14 protein-coding genes and 1 pseudogene are annotated in these 16,421 nt (G+C 61.0%); 12 read left to right on the forward strand and 3 right to left on the reverse strand.

Annotation, left to right across the window (positions count from 1 at the left end):
* Positions 1–185 precede the first annotated feature (185 nt).
* The 9 genes from ACSKB9_RS22405 (at position 186) to ACSKB9_RS22445 (ending at position 9,876) form a co-directional block, all read left to right on the forward strand.
* Positions 186–908 (forward strand): AMP-binding protein, encoded by a 723-nt coding sequence (locus ACSKB9_RS22405; protein WP_438075797.1) that lies wholly within the window; start codon positions 186–188, stop codon positions 906–908.
* On the forward strand, positions 863–1,825 hold the full coding sequence (locus tag ACSKB9_RS22410; protein WP_438075799.1) for an AMP-binding protein: 963 nt from the start codon (positions 863–865) through the stop codon (positions 1,823–1,825). The genes ACSKB9_RS22405 and ACSKB9_RS22410 overlap by 46 nt, the downstream gene beginning before the upstream one ends.
* Complete coding sequence (locus tag ACSKB9_RS22415; protein WP_438075801.1) at positions 1,822–2,799, forward strand: thioesterase domain-containing protein; 978 nt, start codon at positions 1,822–1,824, stop codon at positions 2,797–2,799. Before ACSKB9_RS22410 ends, ACSKB9_RS22415 begins: the two co-directional genes overlap by 4 nt.
* A 381-nt stretch (positions 2,800–3,180) precedes the next feature.
* Complete coding sequence (locus ACSKB9_RS22420; RefSeq protein ID WP_438075803.1) at positions 3,181–4,344, forward strand: GNAT family N-acetyltransferase; 1,164 nt, start codon at positions 3,181–3,183, stop codon at positions 4,342–4,344.
* Between the two features lie 235 nt (positions 4,345–4,579).
* Complete coding sequence (locus tag ACSKB9_RS22425; protein WP_438075805.1) at positions 4,580–5,491, forward strand: 4'-phosphopantetheinyl transferase family protein; 912 nt, start codon at positions 4,580–4,582, stop codon at positions 5,489–5,491.
* 47 nt (positions 5,492–5,538) lie between these two features.
* Entirely contained in the window at positions 5,539–6,579 is a 1,041-nt protein-coding gene (locus ACSKB9_RS22430) for an alpha/beta fold hydrolase (RefSeq protein ID WP_438075807.1), read from the forward strand.
* Positions 6,580–6,620: 41 nt separating this feature from the next.
* Positions 6,621–7,838, forward strand: a complete 1,218-nt coding sequence (locus ACSKB9_RS22435) for an AMP-binding protein (RefSeq protein WP_438075809.1) — start codon at positions 6,621–6,623, stop codon at positions 7,836–7,838.
* A complete protein-coding gene (locus ACSKB9_RS22440) occupies positions 7,784–8,632 on the forward strand; it encodes a phosphopantetheine-binding protein (protein ID WP_438075811.1) in 849 nt (282 codons plus the stop codon). The genes ACSKB9_RS22435 and ACSKB9_RS22440 overlap by 55 nt, the downstream gene beginning before the upstream one ends.
* 65 nt (positions 8,633–8,697) lie before the next feature.
* Positions 8,698–9,876 carry an acyl-CoA dehydrogenase family protein gene (locus ACSKB9_RS22445; protein WP_438075813.1) on the forward strand — a complete coding sequence of 393 codons (1,179 nt, stop codon included), beginning with the start codon at positions 8,698–8,700 and terminating at the stop codon, positions 9,874–9,876.
* 161 nt (positions 9,877–10,037) lie between these two features.
* Here ACSKB9_RS22445 and asnB read toward each other — a convergent pair whose 3' ends face one another.
* From asnB to ACSKB9_RS22460, 3 genes and pseudogenes are all read right to left on the reverse strand, one after another.
* Positions 10,038–11,768, reverse strand: a complete 1,731-nt coding sequence (gene asnB, locus ACSKB9_RS22450) for an asparagine synthase B (protein ID WP_438075815.1) — start codon at positions 11,766–11,768, stop codon at positions 10,038–10,040.
* Positions 11,769–11,995: 227 nt separating this feature from the next.
* The gene (locus ACSKB9_RS22455) at positions 11,996–12,787 is read right to left on the reverse strand and encodes a hypothetical protein (RefSeq protein WP_438080655.1); all 792 of its coding nucleotides are present in this window, start codon (positions 12,785–12,787) and stop codon (positions 11,996–11,998) included.
* A gap of 145 nt (positions 12,788–12,932) precedes the next feature.
* A pseudogene (locus ACSKB9_RS22460) lies at positions 12,933–13,376 on the reverse strand (polysaccharide biosynthesis/export family protein); the annotation flags it as partial.
* Positions 13,377–13,656: 280 nt separating this feature from the next.
* Here ACSKB9_RS22460 and ACSKB9_RS22465 point away from each other — a divergent pair.
* From ACSKB9_RS22465 to ACSKB9_RS22475, 3 genes are all read left to right on the forward strand, one after another.
* Entirely contained in the window at positions 13,657–14,634 is a 978-nt protein-coding gene (locus tag ACSKB9_RS22465; protein WP_438075817.1) for a hypothetical protein, read from the forward strand.
* Positions 14,628–15,053: a sugar transferase gene (locus ACSKB9_RS22470; RefSeq protein WP_438075819.1), complete on the forward strand. Its 426-nt coding sequence runs from the start codon at positions 14,628–14,630 to the stop codon at positions 15,051–15,053. The genes ACSKB9_RS22465 and ACSKB9_RS22470 overlap by 7 nt, the downstream gene beginning before the upstream one ends.
* Positions 15,054–15,219: 166 nt before the next feature.
* Positions 15,220–16,347 carry a GumC family protein gene (locus ACSKB9_RS22475; RefSeq protein WP_438075821.1) on the forward strand — a complete coding sequence of 376 codons (1,128 nt, stop codon included), beginning with the start codon at positions 15,220–15,222 and terminating at the stop codon, positions 16,345–16,347.
* The last annotated feature ends 74 nt before the right edge of the window (positions 16,348–16,421 follow it).

Raw genomic sequence — 16,421 nt, forward strand, 5'->3', positions numbered from 1 at the left:
AAGTCGCGCCGCTGCCTGGTTACGCCACCACTCACCGGTGGTCGCAATCGGCAGGATGGCAGGATGACGCACCGAATATTGGCTAATCCTTAATTGCTAGCTTCACTTGCTGTACGGCAAGGCATCTTCGGGAGAGGCCGGCTATGGTCCTGTGAGCCGACTTACGTTGTTCAAGGTAGGACGGAATGCTTCTGGACAACGAGACGCCTGGCGCCACCATGTGTTCCGAGAGCTTCCACGCTCGCGACCATGGGGAGTTGGAAGCCCGACTCACAATAGGCCAGGTCGTCGCTCGAACTGCCAGTCGGTTTCCGAACCAGCCGGCGATCGTCTCGAGCGCTTTCGAGCCTCTGACATACGGCGGTCTTGAACGCCAGTTGAACGCAATCCGCCGGCGGCTGCGCCTGGCCGGCTTCGATTGCAATACCCGGATCGGGGTCTTGATGCCGAACGGCCCGGAGGCGGTTCTCGCCATCGTGGCAGTTGCCTGTTGTAGCATCGCCGTGCCCCTCGACCCACGCCTCTCCCTGCCTGAAATCGAGCAGCGCCTCGACATGCTCAACTTGAGCGCCCTCGTTGTGCTGCAGGGCAGTGCCCCTGAAGCTCGCCAGGCCGCAGCACGCAGAAGGCTTGCCGTCATAGAAGCCGCTCCGGTCGGACAGGGCCAGCTTGGACTCGAGATCGCCGTGCAAGTTGCCGGCTCCCCTGCCATCGACGCCGAGCCGGATCCGCGCTCCCCCGCCTTCATTTTGCAGACGTCGGGCACGACCGCGCAGCCGAAGCTCATTCCGTTCAGCCATGACAATATGCTGGCGGCGGCCGAACGCCTTCAGGCCTGGTTCGGCCTCACGTCCCGGGACCGATGCCTGAGCGTGTCGCCCCCTACTATTCCCATGGACTCAAAGTGACGGTCTTCACGCCGTTGCTGACCGGAGGCAGCATTGCGATCCCGGCGAACAGTGCCGTCGTCGCACTCGATGAATGGTTCGATGTCCTGCGGCCGACCTGGTACTCGGCAGGCCCGACGCTTCACACCACGGTGCTGGACAAGGCGCAAAGCCTTGAGAATGCACGGGCTGCGCACACTTTGCGGTTCGCCATGTCGGGAGGCGCGCCGCTCCCGAGGGCCGTGCAGGACGGCCTGCAACACGCTCTCGGCGTGCCGGTGCTGGAGCATTACGGCTCCAGCGAGGCGGCCCAGATCGCCGCCAACCAACTGCCGCCCGGTCCGAACAGGCCGGGCACCTGCGGAAGACCCTGGCCCGATACCGTGGCCATCGTTGGTGAGGATGGACATCCCCTGGCAGCCGGCGAGCGCGGAGAGATCTGGATTCGTGGACCGACCGTGACGTCGGGCTATCTCGATGCGCCGGAACTCAATCAAGCCGCTTTCACGAAGGGTTGGTTTCGCACCGGCGATATCGGCAGCCTCGACGAAGACGGCTTCCTTTCGCTGCACGGCCGCCTGAGCGAGCTGATCAATCGCGGCGGTGAGAAGATTTCTCCCGCCGAGATCGAGGCCGCGCTATTGCGACATTCGGCCATCGCCGAAGCTGCAGCCTTCGCGATCTCGCATCCGCGCCTGGGCGAGGACGTCGCAGTCGCCATCGTCCCTCATCGCGGCGCGCAGGCGAGCGCTGCGGAGCTTCGCCTGTTCCTGCAACGCGAGCTGGCCTCGTTCAAGATTCCGAGACGCATTCTGACGCTCGACCATCTGCCGAAGGGGGTGACGGGAAAGGTTCAGCGGCGACGTCTGCGCGAGCTGATCGACCGGCCACGGGGGCACCGGCGACGACGCCGGCGCCCGTCGCGAACGGGCCGTTGAATTTGGAAGCCGAGTTGCTGCCCCTCTGGCGCAGGCTGCTCAAGAACGAGGCCGTGACCGTTGACGATGATTTTTTTGCCAGCGGCGGAGACTCCCTTCTCGCGATGGAGATGCTGATCGAGGTCGAGCGGCTCGTCGGCTATCCCGTGCCGGAAACCATCATGTTCGGGGCAGAAACCGTCCGGCAATTTGCCGCAAGGGTTTCCGCACCAACGGACACGTGGACGACGCCGTTCTTCCAGCCCCATGCGCCTGGCACGCGGTCTCCGCTGTACTTTTTCAACGGCGACCTTGTCAGCGGCCACGCGAGTGTGCGGCGGGTGGTAGAGCTTCTGGGGCCGGATTATCCGATCATCTCGATCAATCCCCACGGTCTTCATGGCGAGCCTATTCCGGGCTCCATCGAGGCGATGGCCGCCGACCGCCTGCCGTTCATCCTGGCAAGGCAAGCGAGCGGTCCCTTTCTTCTGGGCGGCAAGTGCAATGGCGCCATGGTGGCGTTCGAAGTGGCCCGCCAGCTGATGGCTGCCGGCCACACGGTTGATTTGGTTACGATGGTGGACCCGCCGACCGTCAGTGCCCGTCCAATGCCACGGGCGATCCTGGGGCTGCTGAAGCCGCTGGTTTCGCCTTATCTCTTGCGTTGGACCTTCGAGCAAATGGTGAGACTGGAGCGATACCTGAAGCTCCCGGTGAACAAACAGCCTGCGATCGCCAAGGTCGCAATTCCAACGGCGTTGTGGGACGCTCATTCAATCGCAATGGCGCGGTATTGTCCGGCGCCGCTCGAGATCCCGGTGGCCTTTTACGCGGCCGACCACGATGGCCGAGCGTGGCGGCATCTCAGCCCTCAACTGGAATTGATACAGGTGCCTGGCGGACATCCGGGCTGCCTGTTGATCGGTGCGGAACTGCTCGTGGATCACCTGCGGCGGAGATTTGAAAAACTCGCCTCGGGATCGAGCGCCACGTGAGAAATCGGACGTCAGCCATGACACGCCCCGATGAGCGGGCGGAGCATCGAGGCCGCCGGACGCCGAAGGCCGGACCGCGCTGCACCCGCCTCGAACCCGGTCGATCACAGCTTCACCTCGGCACAGTTGCTGCGCTGGCACAAGCAGCTACCGTGGGTAATCAGAAAGGGTCCGCACCTCGATCGAATTCCGGATATAGTTGCCGTTATCGGCCTTCGCCGAGACAACGGTCAGAGACGCCCCACCAGGACGTGTCTGCCAGAGGGATATCCGCGCGTGACGAGCCATCCATCATCGGATCTTGCGCGAACATTGCAGCTCGATCCTTCGGTATTCCCGTCACATCGCGCATTCAGCCCTCCGGCGTTGGAACGGGAAAGCATGCCTGAGACGGTCACCGATGTCAGCCTGGATGCCCTGGAAAGCATCGCCTGGCTTGAAACCTCATGGAAGGAGCTCGAAGCGCGAGTGACTCACTCGTTCTTCCTGTCCTGGCTCTGGATCGGCACTTGGCTGCGGCATATCCCCGATGGCGCGCGACCACACGTCCTCGTGGCCCGGTCATCAGGCAAGATCGTTGGCCTGGCGATTATTTGCCGGCGGAGGGCGTGGAGTCTCGGGCTGCATGCACGGACGCGCTGGCTGCTCAATGAAACGGGAGATACTCGCTTCGACCGATTGTTCATCGAGTACAACGGTATTCTTGCAGAGCAATCCGATGCCATCATATCGGCAGGTCTCAATGCGTTGACGTCCCGCTTGCACCGCTCGGATCAGTTGGTGCTCTCCGGAATTGATCCGGACCTTGAGGCGACCGCCAGTCGCGCCGCAGGCCGGGCCGGGCTCGTGACCGAGGTGAAAAAGGCTGATGCGGCATTGTGGGTTGATTTTGCCCCGGTCCGCCAGCGCGGGGGGGATTATCGCGCTACATTGGGCCGCAGCACGCGCCAGGCCGTGAACCGCGCCATGCGGTTGTATGCCGAACGCGGTCCCGTTGAACTCCGGATCATGGACACGACGACGGAGGCCCTCGTCGCATTCGATTTGCTGAGCGACTTTCATCGGTCGCGATGGGGACGCAAGGGAGCCTTCGCCAATCCCGGCTTCCGTCCGTTTCACGAGGAGCTGATTGCGCGCGGAATCCCCACGGGGGCCGTTCGCATCTCACGGACGTTGGTTGGAAACGAGACAATTGGGGTCGTGTACAATTTCGTGCACGACGGCCGTGTCCTGAACTACCAGAGCGGCTTTCTCTATGAGAGCGATAGCCGGCTCAAGCCCGGGCTCGTCAGCCATGTGCTGGCTATTGAGGATAGCATTGCACGCGGGGAAAGCGGCTACGACTTCCTGGCCGGTGGCGGCGGGCACAAGTCCCATCTGGCCAATCGGGAGCAGGCCATGACGTGGATCGCTGTCGGCAGAGACAGTCCAGAGCGCCACATCGAGGCCAAGTTGCGCAGCGCCAAGCGGATGCTACGAACCATTGCCACGAATCTTCCAAAAAAGACCGCGGCTCTGTATTCCGTATTCGGGGCTGGCTCCTAGTCGATGGGTTTGGGCTCTTTGGCGAGAACCAACGTCCAGGTTGGCGATGTGGCCATGTCGGTGCTGCCCCCGGCAGGCGCTGACGCCCGGACTGCATCCATTGACCGTTTGGCGGTCCAATTCCCCTAGGAATATTCCCCGCTTGCGCTCTTGGCGGAAGGACGCGGCGGCTTTGCCGCCGGGCCACCCAACTCAAGCAGTCCGGTCCGGGTCACCGGATGGGAACTGGCAAAAAATGGGTAATTACGATGGTCCATTGAGCCATGGCGGTGCGCGATTAAAATTTCAATCAGCAGTCCGCTCGAATGCCCATCGCAATACCGCTCGCAACCTACCGGCGGCACTCCGGATCGAGGCTAATAGAAAGCAAGTTGTGATGGCTTTTCGCACAGGTGCCTGTGAACAGAGCGAGTGGGAAAATAGTCGTTCCTTTGACGGGCCAGGCTATCGCAGACTTGAACGCGGGACTCGCGGAGCCGGCACCGCGCCTTCGAGCTTTCTGGACAAAGCAGTTGAGCTGAGACCCGGGGTCATCACGCCGGTTCTCGAGCATGATGGTCTGGAGGTCCTGGCATTCATGCTCCATGCGGAGCAGGACGCCATCCGGGAGCTAAGCGCATGCCTCAACGAAGAGGAACGTCGGCGCTCCGCGGGATTGAGATTGGAGCGCGATCGCGGCCGCTTCATTGTTAGCCGCGGGCAGCTGCGCCAGGTCCTCGCTTCCAGACTAGGAATTTCGCCCTCGGAGATCGAGCTGGAATATGGACGGCTGGGCAAACCCCACCTCTCCCGCCGCATGCCCGCCCGCGACTTGCGCTTCAGCGTCTCGCGATCCGGAGAAGTAGCGGTCATCGCCCTCTCGATCAGGCAAGAGGTCGGCGTGGACATCGAGGCGGTTCTCCCCGTGCCCGAAGCGGACGAGATCGCAGTGCTCTGCCTTTCCACCTCCGAATACGAGTCCTACGCCGCCCTCGATCCGGAAGACCGGCTGGAGGGCTTCCTCCGGCGCTGGACCCGGCTGGAGGCTGTCTCGAAGGCGCTGGGGTGCGGCTTGGGACAGCCGATTTCCTGGGACGAAAGGGATTGGGCTGTCCGAAGCTTCGTACCGCAACCTGGATATGTTGGGAGCGTGGTCGTCCGGAAATGAACTGTCATCCGGAGTCGAAGTTGCCGCGATGGCGCACGGAACAGGAAATGTCAGCTTCATCGATGAAAAGCCCGATGTCAGCGCACGTGATGCAGTTTTCGGAGCTGCTCGCAGACCTCGCGGTCAAGGACATCAAGGTCTGGGTGGATGGCGACCGGCTGCGCTGCAACGCCCCGGCCGGCGCGCTGACGGCGGAGCTTCGCGATCAGTTGCAGGGTCGGAAGGGCGAGATCATCGCGTTTCTGAACATGGCCACGGCCGCGGCCAAGCAACCGTCTGCAATCGTTCCGTTGCAGTCTCGCGGCACACGCACACCCATTTACGCCGTACCCGGTCATGTCGGGGCACCGTCCTCATTCCTGGACCTCTCGAAGCACTTGGGAGTCGATCAACCGTTCTACGCCCTCCAACCGCCTGGCTTCGATGGGCAGAGCGAGCCGATGGATCGCGTCGAAGATATCGCCGAGTACTTCGCCCGCCAGATCGTCGAATATCAGCCGACCGGTCCGTACATCATCGTCGGCTATTGCTCGGGCGCTCCAACAGCTTTTGAACTGGCGAGAATCCTGGGACAGCGCGAGTCCGAGGTCTCATGCGTTGCGCTGTTTGGCCCGCTTCACCCCACCACCTATGGGGAATGGCCGCGCCGGCTGTATTTCATTGCGAGGGGCAGGGCGGAATCGTTCCTGCATGAGACAGCGAAGCTGCCGACATTCGGCGCCCGTCTCCGATATTTCGGCAGTCGCCTGCGCGAGCACGTCCGCGCCCTCGTACCCCTCGTTGGCAAGAGCAATGAGCCTGTCGCGACAGACCCGGTATTGGCGAGCAGGGCTCTGCTCAAATCCACGGCGATCGCGGCCTTTCAGCGGTACACTCCCACTCCGTATTCGGGTCGGGTTTGCATAATCCTTCCCAACAAAGCCTGGCTGCGATCGGGTGCGGCGCCACACCGATGGCTGCGAGTAGTGCCGCATGCCGAATTTTACTTCGGGCCCGATGACTGCAACGAAGCCTCGATGCTGATGGAACCTGACGCACCTGCCATTGCGAACCTCTATCGCGAGGCAACCCAAAAGCAGAACAATTGACGTGATTTTCGTTTTTAGTTTTCCCGACGGGAGCGTATTTCATGAACGAAGTCCTACCTATCGCGCCGGAGGGCGTAGCGCTTCCCCTGCTGAAGGATTCCGATCATCAGGCGCTGGTTGTCGATTACAACGCCACGGCGGCACGCTATCCGTCGGACAGGACGATCATCGATCTCTTCCGCGACCAGGCGACGCGTAGTCCTGACGCTGAAGCGATCCGCTTTGGCGGTGCAACGCTGACCTACCGGCAGCTCGACGAACGCTCCAACCAGATGGCCGCGTATTTGAGCTCGACCGGCGTGGGCCCGGGCCGGATTGCCGTTGTCTTCATGGAGCATTCCATTGAAGTCGTCGTTGCGATCCTGGGCGTGCTGAAGTCCGGCGCAGCCTATGTGCCGGTGGATGCGGCAACGCCGAAGGGGCGTATCACAACAATCCTGCAGGACATTTCCAACGGGACCGACGGGCGGGCGCCCGTGGCGATCACCCAGTCGCGCCTGCGTTCGGGCATTGCCCCGAACCTTGCCGACATTTTCGTGCTCGACGCCGATCTCGCGTCGATCTCGAATCAGCCGGCCTCGGCCCGACCGTCCGCTGCGACGCCGGACGGCGCCGCCTATATCATCTTCACCTCCGGCTCGACCGGCACTCCCAAGGGCGTCGAGATCGAGCACCGAAGCCTGGTGAACTACATCTGGTGGGCCGCCCAGGTGTACAGTTCCGACGAAAGCCTCGCATGGCCCCTTTTCTCATCTCTCGCATTTGACCTGACCGTCACAACGCTCTTTACGCCACTCATCACCGGCGGCCGCATCGTGGTCTATCTTGGCGATCCCGGAGTGCAGAGCATGGTCGTGCTGAAGGTGATCGACGACAATGCGGTGGACATCATCAAGCTGACGCCGGCGCATCTCGCGATGATCCGCGACCGCAATCTTGAGACCACAAGACTGCGCAAGTTCATCGTGGGCGGTGAGGACTTCAAGGCCGCGCTGGCTCGCGATATCACCAGCGCTATTCCCCATCCTATCGAGATCTACAACGAGTATGGACCCACCGAAGCCACGGTGGGCTGCATGATTCACCGTTTCGACACCGATCGGGATCAATCCGCATCGGTGCCGATCGGCGTTCCGGCCGCGAATGCGGGCATCTACGTCCTCAGCATAGATATCAGCCCACCGGCCCCGGGATTATCGGTGAGATGTTCATTGCCGGCGACGGTCTCGCGAGAGGTTATTTCAATCGCCCCGATCTGACCGACGAGCGTTTCCGTACGGTCACCGATCCCCGAGATGGGCGCTCGAAGCTGCGGCTCTATAAAACGGGCGATCTCGCCCGCTGGAACTCGGAAGGACACCTGGAATTTCTCGGCCGCGCCGATCATCAGGTGAAGGTCGGCGGCACCCGTATCGAACTCGGCGAGATCGAAGCACGGCTTCTCAAGCACCCGGACGTTCACGAATGCGCCGTCGTCACCTCGATAACGAAAGCAGCGAAACAAGAAACGGCCCAGATCGGCAATGGCGAACCGTCGACGCCCGAAGACGGCATCGCGCGACTTGTGGCCTACTATGTCGCGTCGAAACCTCTGACCGTGGCGGACCTGCGCGCGCACCTCGCCGAAGAACTGCTGGAGTCCATGATTCCGACGCACTACGTTCGCCTCGAGCGGATGCCGCTCACGTCCAACGGCAAGATCGACCGCTCATCGCTTCCCGAGCCGACGGCGGAAAACATCCAGCCGGCGCAGGTCTTCGCCGCCCCCTCGACAGAGACCGAGAAGGCGCTGGCCGCGCTATGGTGTCAACTCCTGAAGCTCGAGTCGATCGGACGCCACGACAACTTCTTCGAGCTGGGCGGGGAGTCGCTCCTGGTGGTGCGGGCGGTGTCGCGCATGCGAAAGATTTTCGGCGTCGACGTGCAGCTTCGCAACCTCTTTGAGCGCCCGACACTGGCCGAACTGGCGGAAGTCATCGACGGAATGCGCTGGGTGGCCAATTCCAGTGCCCCTTCCCTCTCGGAGGGACCGAGAGAGGAGGTCGAACTCTAGCCGGAAGGTCTCCGCCTGGTCTTGGGCGGGACAGGAGCCTTTGAGTCAGGCTCATAGCAGATCGGATGAAGATGATGGACAAAGCTTGGAAGGCGGCGCAAGAGCCGGAGCTGCCCTGGATGGCGGCGGAGTATGAGCTCTTGCGGGACCAGGTCCGCCGGTTCGTCAAGGAGGAAATCAAGCCCTGCGCGGATCACTGGGAAGAGAACGGGTTCATTCCCCGTTCGATCCTGCGCCGCATGGGCGAACTCGGCTTCTTCGGCATCCGCTACCCGGCTGAGTATGGTGGCGCCGAAATGGACTCTGTCGCGTCAACGGTCTTCGCCGAGGAGCTCGGGCGCTCGACCTATGGCGGCGCCGCCGACGCGATGCTCGTCCATGCCGACATGGCTTCCTCGTACGTCTTTCACGACGGGACCAAAGCCCAGCGGGCCCGCTGGATGCCGGGCATTATCAGCGGCGAGGTGATCACCGCGATCGCCATTACGGAGCCGGATGCGGGCTCCGACGTGAAGGCCATCCGCACGCGCGCGGTGCGAGATGGCGACTCTTACGTGCTCGACGGCACGAAGCTCTACATCACAAACGGCGTCCACGCGGATCTCTACTGCGTCGCGGCCAAGACTGATCCCTCGGCCGGAAGCAACGGGATCACGATGTTCCTCGTCGAGAAGGGAACGCCAGGCTTCAGCGTCGCGCGCGAGCTGGACAAGCTCGGCTGGCGCTCCTCCGACACGGCGGAACTTGTCTTCGACGGCTGCCGCATCCCCGCCGGGAACGTGCTCGGCGCAGAGGGACAAGGCTTCTACTCAATCATGCGCAACTTGCAGAACGAGCGCCTTGTCCTCGCCGCCATGGCGATAGGGATGGCCGAGGCAGCGATCGACATGACCCTCACTTACGTGAAAACCCGCCGGGCATTCGGGGGCGTCCTTTGGGACATGCAGGCGATCCGTCAGCGGCTCGCGATGCTTTCTGCGAAAGTGGAGGCAAGCCGCGGGTTTCTCTATGCCACCGCTTGGCGCATGGCGGCCGATGACGATTGCCTGCGCGAGATTTCGATGTTGAAGGCCATCTGCGGCGAACTCGTCAACGAGGTCGCGTATGATTGCGTGCAGTTCCACGGCGCCATGGGCGTCATGCGCGAGAGCGCGATCGAGCGCGTCGCGCGTGACGCCCGCGTGCTCTCGATCGCCGGCGGCGCGACCGAAGTGATGCTTGAGGTGGTCGCGTCGATGTCATGATCCTGACGCGGCGTTGAGGCGTCGCTCTGGCATTGGTTGCACGAAGGCCGAGTGCCGGCTCTTCGGGCGGCGGGCCGGGCTTGAATGGTCGCGGCGACCGACACAGCAAACGGCGCGCCGGATTCACCCACAACGGTAGGCGATCCGCTTGAAGGAGGATTTCACTCCGCCGCTGCAACCCGTTCGCCCGATGGGGCCTCCGAACTGTCGAGGCTTCCAGCTGATTGAACATGATCAATGGCTTGAACGTGGATCCCTTTCACGGCCCTTCCGGATGGGTCATTCATGCTCGCAAATTGCTGAGACCAGAGAAACGCGGTCGGCGTGGAGCAGGCGATCGAAGGACCGACGGGCACAGTCAGGCAGGCTGTCGGATTGTTGAAAATGCCATCAAAGATGGTCCTGTAGAAATATCCCTCTTTGGACGTCGGCGTTTGCCGCGGAAAGCGCTTGCTCGCCTCTGCGAGCATCTGATCCGAGACTTTATTCTCGGCTTGATGCTTCAAGCTTTCAATCCAGCTGTACCCTACCCCGTCGGAAAACTGCTCCTTTTGACGCCACAAGATCGCTTGCGGCAACAGATCGGTAAATGCTTCCCGCAATATGCCCTTCTCGATTTTCTCGCCAGGGCACATCTTCTCGGCGGGGTTTATCGACATTGCGTAGTCCAGGAATTCCTTGTCCAGGAAGGGCACACGGGCTTCGACCCCCCAAGCCGCCATTGCCTTGTTCGCGCGACAGCAATCATACTTGCTGAGCGCAAAGATCTTTCGGACAGTCTCCTCGTGGAATTCTTCTGCTGACGGCGCCATATGGAAGTAGAGATAGCCGCCGAATACTTCGTCAGCGCCTTCTCCGGACAACACCATTTTGATGCCCATTGATTTGATTTTGCGCGCCATGAGATACATCGGCGTGCCGGCACGAATGGTGGTGACGTCAAAGGTCTCCAGGTGCCGGATCACGTCCGGCAATGCGTCCAATCCTTCCTGCACGGTAAAAACAATCTCGTGATGGACCGTGCCGATGTGAGCCGCCACGTCTCGCGCATGCCTCATGTCGGGTGAGTTTTCGAGGCCGACAGAGAACGAGTGCAGCCTCGGCCACCATGCTTCCTCGGTTTCTCCCAACTCGATCCGCTTGAAGCGGTGGCGCGCTGCAAGCGCCGCGATAAGCGACGAGTCGAGCCCGCCGGAAATAAGCACCCCGTAAGGCACATCGCACATCATCTGCTGCTTGACCGCAGCTTCGAGCGAAGATCGGAGCTCCTGCAGGGACACCTTCCTGCTTGGAAGAGTATGTGCCCATTGTGGATCATACCACTTGACGAACTTTCCGGCCTTGGCGCTGTAATGATGTCCCGGAGGAAATTCCCGGATCGTCTCGCATACGCCATCGAGAGCTTTCATTTCGCTCGCGACGTAAGTCGTGCCGTCGCTACCCCATCCGATGTAAAGCGGAACAATTCCGATGTGGTCTCGGGCGACGAAGAAATCGCCACTGCGCTCATCGAAGAGGGCAAATGCAAAGATTCCACTCAGCATATTGCACACGGCAGGGCCGTACTCGTCGTAGAGATACAGGATGATTTCGCAGTCGGACTTCGTTTTCCATGCGTGCGGCAGCTTCAGCGCCTCGCGCAAACCGACATGATTGTAGATCTCTCCGTTCACGGCCAAAGCGCGACCCGCGGTCACGTCGAGAAGGGGTTGAGCGCCGTGCTCCACGTCGACAATGGAAAGGCGCTCGTGCGCGAGCACTGCGCCGTCGCTGGAATAAATGCCGCTCCAGTCTGGCCCGCGGTGCCTGACCGTCTTGGCCATCTCGAGCGCCCGGCTGCGCGCCGACTCAAGCAATTCTTTAAATCCAAAGATGCCAACGAAGCCGCACAAGGAGGTTGCCCCTTCTGTGAGTTCAGATTGCAGCGAAGCGGAACATCGGATCGAGAACGGTAAAGGTCGCAAAATATTCAAGGTTCAGATCAAGCGGAATTACCCTATGCCTAAGCGGCGACACCGTCGCATAGGCTAAAAATATACGGACAAGCGGCATCAAACTCCGTGGCTGCTCCTGTCTTCCCGACGTGCCAATCCCGATCACTATGCCGCTTCCGGCTTTGTCACCTGCTGTCACGCCGCGAGTCTGCCGCGGTCACGTCCGTCCGGCCTATCACGACAGGAACGTTTGAACTGCTTAGCTTTCGGGGTGCCGCGTCGGGACCATCCTGATATCGCAGCGAGACCTCGATGGTGTCACCGGGCTGCAACTCGGCATCCTCGTTCACGACAATCCGTTCCGGTCCTTTCTCGCTCTTTCTGATAATAGCAATATCGGGCTTACTGCCGGCTCCCCGTGCGAGCTGCGATCGAACCATCGAAGTGTATTGAAGCTTCTCGCCGACGCTCTGCAGTTTCTCGCGAATCTGATTGAGCTTTAAGCTGGTCTCTTGCAGCTCACGGAACAGATCAAGCTTCCGCTGATCGTCGAGCTTTGCCAGCCGTCTGGCGTACTCGTCCTGCAGTTTCTTGACCTGGAGCAATTGCGCAGAGGTTTGCAACCTCCGGGTCGCCGACAGCAGAACCGCGCGACGCGCATCCGTCACGCGAGGGCTGATCAACGATCCCTTGCCGAACAGGTCGGTCGCTTTCTGAAGGTCCTCGACGTCGGACTGAAGTCCCTCTTCATCTTTCTTTTGCTGCTCCGACAGCACGCGGACCTCGTCGTCTCCCTGCCGAACGCTGCGCTGCAAGTACGCCTTTTCCTGCTGATAGTCGCTCTGCTTCGTCTTCAGGTATTCGGCTTCCGCATTGACGATTTCCGAAACCGCCGACCGGGCTATCGGCACGTCGGCAAGAGAAGCGCTTGGATTGATCTGCGTCCCTTCCCCGAGCTCGCTCTTGATGCGCCACATCCGCGCCTGTTCCTTGGCGAGTTCTGTCCAAAGCGAACCATACTCGCTTCTCAGGTCGGCCGAACTCGAGATACGGGTTGTTCATCCTGATATGCATGATGTCGTAGCCACCCGCCATGGCGATGAGCTGGCGCGCGGTGCTCGCCGGACGATAAGGGTACTCTCCCGGCTTCGACACGTCCCCGTTGACGTAAACAGGCCTGTACTCCGCAACGATCGCCGTGACCTGATCTGCATCTATCACGACGACGACCTCGCGGCCGTCCACGGTCCTCTGTCGAAAGACCTTGCTCGTCATTGCGGCCCCGACCTTGGCCCGAATCTCTTGCAACGGCAGGCCGGCGACCGGGACCATCCCGACCAGCGGCAAAGAGATATTGCCATCGACCTGGACGGGCGCGCGCTGCCGCAGCTCCGGCACGCCGGCTACCGCGACCTCCAGAACATCTCCGACGCTCACTCGATATTCGGCTTTCGCCTGCGCGGAAATCGTCAGGCCAACAGCCACCAGGCCCCACCTGACGCAATGGCCTGGTTGACCGCGACGGTTGTCAAGACGGAGAAAATTACGCAGCTTGGCGTGCGGCATGGCGTGCTCGATAACTCGGTCTCACGGATTGATCGACAATCTAATCCCGCAGCGCCTCGGCTCAACTGACCATCGTAGTTACTCCCGGCTACCCATTTATTGCCAATCCGCCTCCTGACCCGAATGCTATGTTTTTGTCAGGGGGACGGACTGCGTGACGGACTGCTTGGGAGTAACCGGTGAGTTATGCGTTTTCACCAATTCGCCGGCCCCTACCGAGCGTTCGGCGCATTCGGTCACTGGCCGCAAGGCAATTGCGGCTGACCTTGGCAAGAACAGATTGGCCGCCTTGCTGGTACTGGCGGCAGGCGCCGAGTTCCTCCTCGTAGCCGTTGGGGCTTTTGCCGCTGCCGTCCTCTATTATCGGCTGGTCCTTGCGCTCGACTATCCGGACACTCCCAAATACATCCTGGAATCTCTTCTGATTGCCACGTTGCAACTGCTCGTATCCGTTGGGCTCCGGCAGTATTCGCGGATCCAGACGCAGCCCCGCCACATCTTCCTATGGAGCGGCGTCAGCGCCGTCTTCTTCGTATTCTCCTTCTTCATCTCAACGATATTTCTTCTCAAGATCTCGGATGGCTACTCGCGCGCGACCGTGATGGCCCAGGCGGCAAGCGTTATCGTCATGGTGCTCTTCGCGCGGGCAATATGCTTCTCGTTGCTGCAGCCTGCCATCGCATCCGGACTGATCGACGCCAGGCGCGTGATCCTCATAGGTGAACCGAGCCACTGCCTGGATTTTTCCGCACGCGTAAGCGCCACCGGAATCCGCACCATTCGCTCGTTCGAGTTGCCGACCTTTCGCAAGGGCTCTTCAGCATCGGGGCACTCCGGGGCGGTCGAAGTGCTATCCCATGTCCGCGAACTGATCGCAGAGTGCCGGCCCCTGCGAGCGGATGACATTGTCATTCTGACTTCGGAGTCGGATGTTCGGGCGGCCCTCGCGCTCGCCGGCGCCCTGTCAGAGCTCCCGGTCGACGTTCACGTCGTCCCGGTCGGTGCAATCGACCTCATGGCCGTGTCGCGCATCACGCAATTCGGCAACATGGTGACGATGCGCATCTTCCAGTCTCCCCTGACGCCGTTCCACCGGGCGATCAAACGAGCCTTCGACATCGCGGCCGCAATTGCCGGACTTGTCATCATCAGTCCCCTCTTCGTCATCCTTCCACTCGCAATCAAGCTCGATTCCCCGGGCCGGTGTTATTTCGTCAGACCCGGCACGGCTACAACAACGAGACTATTCGCGTGTTGAAATTCAGATCGATGACCGTGACGGAGGATGGCGACAATTTCAAGCAGGTGACCAGACACGATCCACGCGTGACCCGGTTGGGACGCTTCATGCGCCACACCAATATCGATGAGCTTCCACAGCTCTTCAACGTGCTGGTCGGCGATATGTCACTCGTCGGGCCTCGTCCGCACGCGACCTCGCAGAACGAGAGCTTCGCCCGGATGATTTCGTCATTCTCCCGCCGCCACAACGTCAAGCCCGGCATTACCGGCTGGGCACAGGTCAACGGCTATCGTGGCGAAACCGACACCCTGGAGAAGATGCAACGTCGTGTCGAGCATGACCTGTATTACATCGACAATTGGTCATTCCTTCTCGATCTCAAGATCATCGTCATGACCCTCTTCTCCAGAAAGGTCTATTGGAATGCCTTCTAGCGCGATGACGATTGCTGCATGCAGTCCGTACAGCAAGATCGCAAGGGCATTGCAGTCGATCCCGTTCCCGTTTGATCGGCGGAGGCTTCGGTAGGCCACCAGTAACTGCAGGTTCGAGACAATGCTGCAAACTCACAGAACTGACAATTCGGCACCTCAGGACACGATGCCGCCTGAATTTGGCTCGCCGGCCGAATTCGTGGCGGAGGTTCTCGCCTTCTTGCGCCGCCGTCTCTCGATCATACTGCTGACGTGTTTCTTGATGTTTGGCGCCGGCTTGCTCTATCTCGTTGTCGCAGTTCCGACGTTTACGGCAACCGCGCAACTCATCGTCGACGCCAAGACGACTTCTTCCAACGACACGGCGTCGGCAACGACGGCCGTCGAAAGTCAGGTCGCAATCCTGAAGTCGGAGAGCGTCGCTCGCGCAGCGATTGCGAAGCTCGGTTTGGCGGGAGACCGGGAATTCTCCGGCGGCGCCCTGCACCACCTCAGTCGGTCGACATCCCGGCTGCTCGGCTGGAGCAGGCAGGACACGGACGTCGTCACGCGCGATGCGATGGAAGCATTCGCGCGCAAGCTCTCGGTGAAGCGCGCCGGTCTCACCTACATAGTCGATCTCGCCTTCAGCTCCGCCGACCCCGATCGGGCCGCGCAGGTCCTGGACACCGTTGTAGAGACCTACATCACGACGCAAATGGACGCGAAATACAAATGGGGTCTGCAAAACGAGAAATGGGTCAAGGAACGTGTCAACGAATTGAGCAACCAGGCGTCGACTGCCAAAAAGGCCGTAGCGGATTACAACAGGGCCAGGAATGGCATCGCGGCTCCTGCGAACACCGCCGAGGCAGGTCCACCCTCGTCGCAGTCGACCGGAACGGCGCAAGACGAACTCCGCGAACTGGAAGCCACGGCGGACGCCGCCACCAGAACGTATGACAATTTCCTCCGGATGTTGCGTTACATGGACGCCATGCAGCAGCAATCCGCGCCGGTGTTCGAGGCTCGTCTGCTCACCGGAGTGTCTCATCCCTACACGGCCAGCTCGCCAAACGCCCGTTTGATACTTGGATCAGCGATCCTCGGCGGCATGCTTCTGGGGATCGGAATAGGATTGCTGCGCGACAGGTCGGACCGGGAACGCGCGCCCGCGCGCAGGTCTGCAGCCACCGCATCCGGAGGAACTGGAGTCGTCCAGGGGCTCAAGGCGAACGGCGTCAAGCCTCATTTCGATGGTTCGTTCAAGGTCGAGAAGCAACACACCTACAAGGAGGCCAATCCTGACTTATAGTCGCATGAATTGGCTCCCGATCGCGATACCGCAAGCTCGATTGAAACGCCCCGTACATCACCCGTCGAACAATG

This window comes from Bradyrhizobium sp. BR 1433, assembly GCF_051547665.1.
GTDB classification, from domain to species: Bacteria; Pseudomonadota; Alphaproteobacteria; order Rhizobiales; family Xanthobacteraceae; genus Bradyrhizobium; species Bradyrhizobium australafricanum.

Bases quoted from the DNA above. Each gene is read 5' to 3' on its own strand.
- ACSKB9_RS22405 (WP_438075797.1), top strand. From the start codon at position 186: ATGCTTCTGGACAACGAGACGCCTGGCGCCACCATGTGTTCCGAGAGC.
- ACSKB9_RS22410 (WP_438075799.1), top strand. From the start codon at position 863: ATGCCTGAGCGTGTCGCCCCCTACTATTCCCATGGACTCAAAGTGACG.
- ACSKB9_RS22420 (WP_438075803.1), top strand. From the start codon at position 3,181: ATGCCTGAGACGGTCACCGATGTCAGCCTGGATGCCCTGGAAAGCATC.
- ACSKB9_RS22425 (WP_438075805.1), top strand. From the start codon at position 4,580: ATGGGTAATTACGATGGTCCATTGAGCCATGGCGGTGCGCGATTAAAA.
- ACSKB9_RS22430 (WP_438075807.1), top strand. From the start codon at position 5,539: ATGTCAGCTTCATCGATGAAAAGCCCGATGTCAGCGCACGTGATGCAG.
- ACSKB9_RS22435 (WP_438075809.1), top strand. From the start codon at position 6,621: ATGAACGAAGTCCTACCTATCGCGCCGGAGGGCGTAGCGCTTCCCCTG.
- ACSKB9_RS22440 (WP_438075811.1), top strand. From the start codon at position 7,784: ATGTTCATTGCCGGCGACGGTCTCGCGAGAGGTTATTTCAATCGCCCC.
- ACSKB9_RS22445 (WP_438075813.1), top strand. From the start codon at position 8,698: ATGAAGATGATGGACAAAGCTTGGAAGGCGGCGCAAGAGCCGGAGCTG.
- ACSKB9_RS22455 (WP_438080655.1), bottom strand. From the start codon at position 12,787: ATGTGGCGCATCAAGAGCGAGCTCGGGGAAGGGACGCAGATCAATCCA.
- ACSKB9_RS22475 (WP_438075821.1), top strand. From the start codon at position 15,220: ATGCCGCCTGAATTTGGCTCGCCGGCCGAATTCGTGGCGGAGGTTCTC.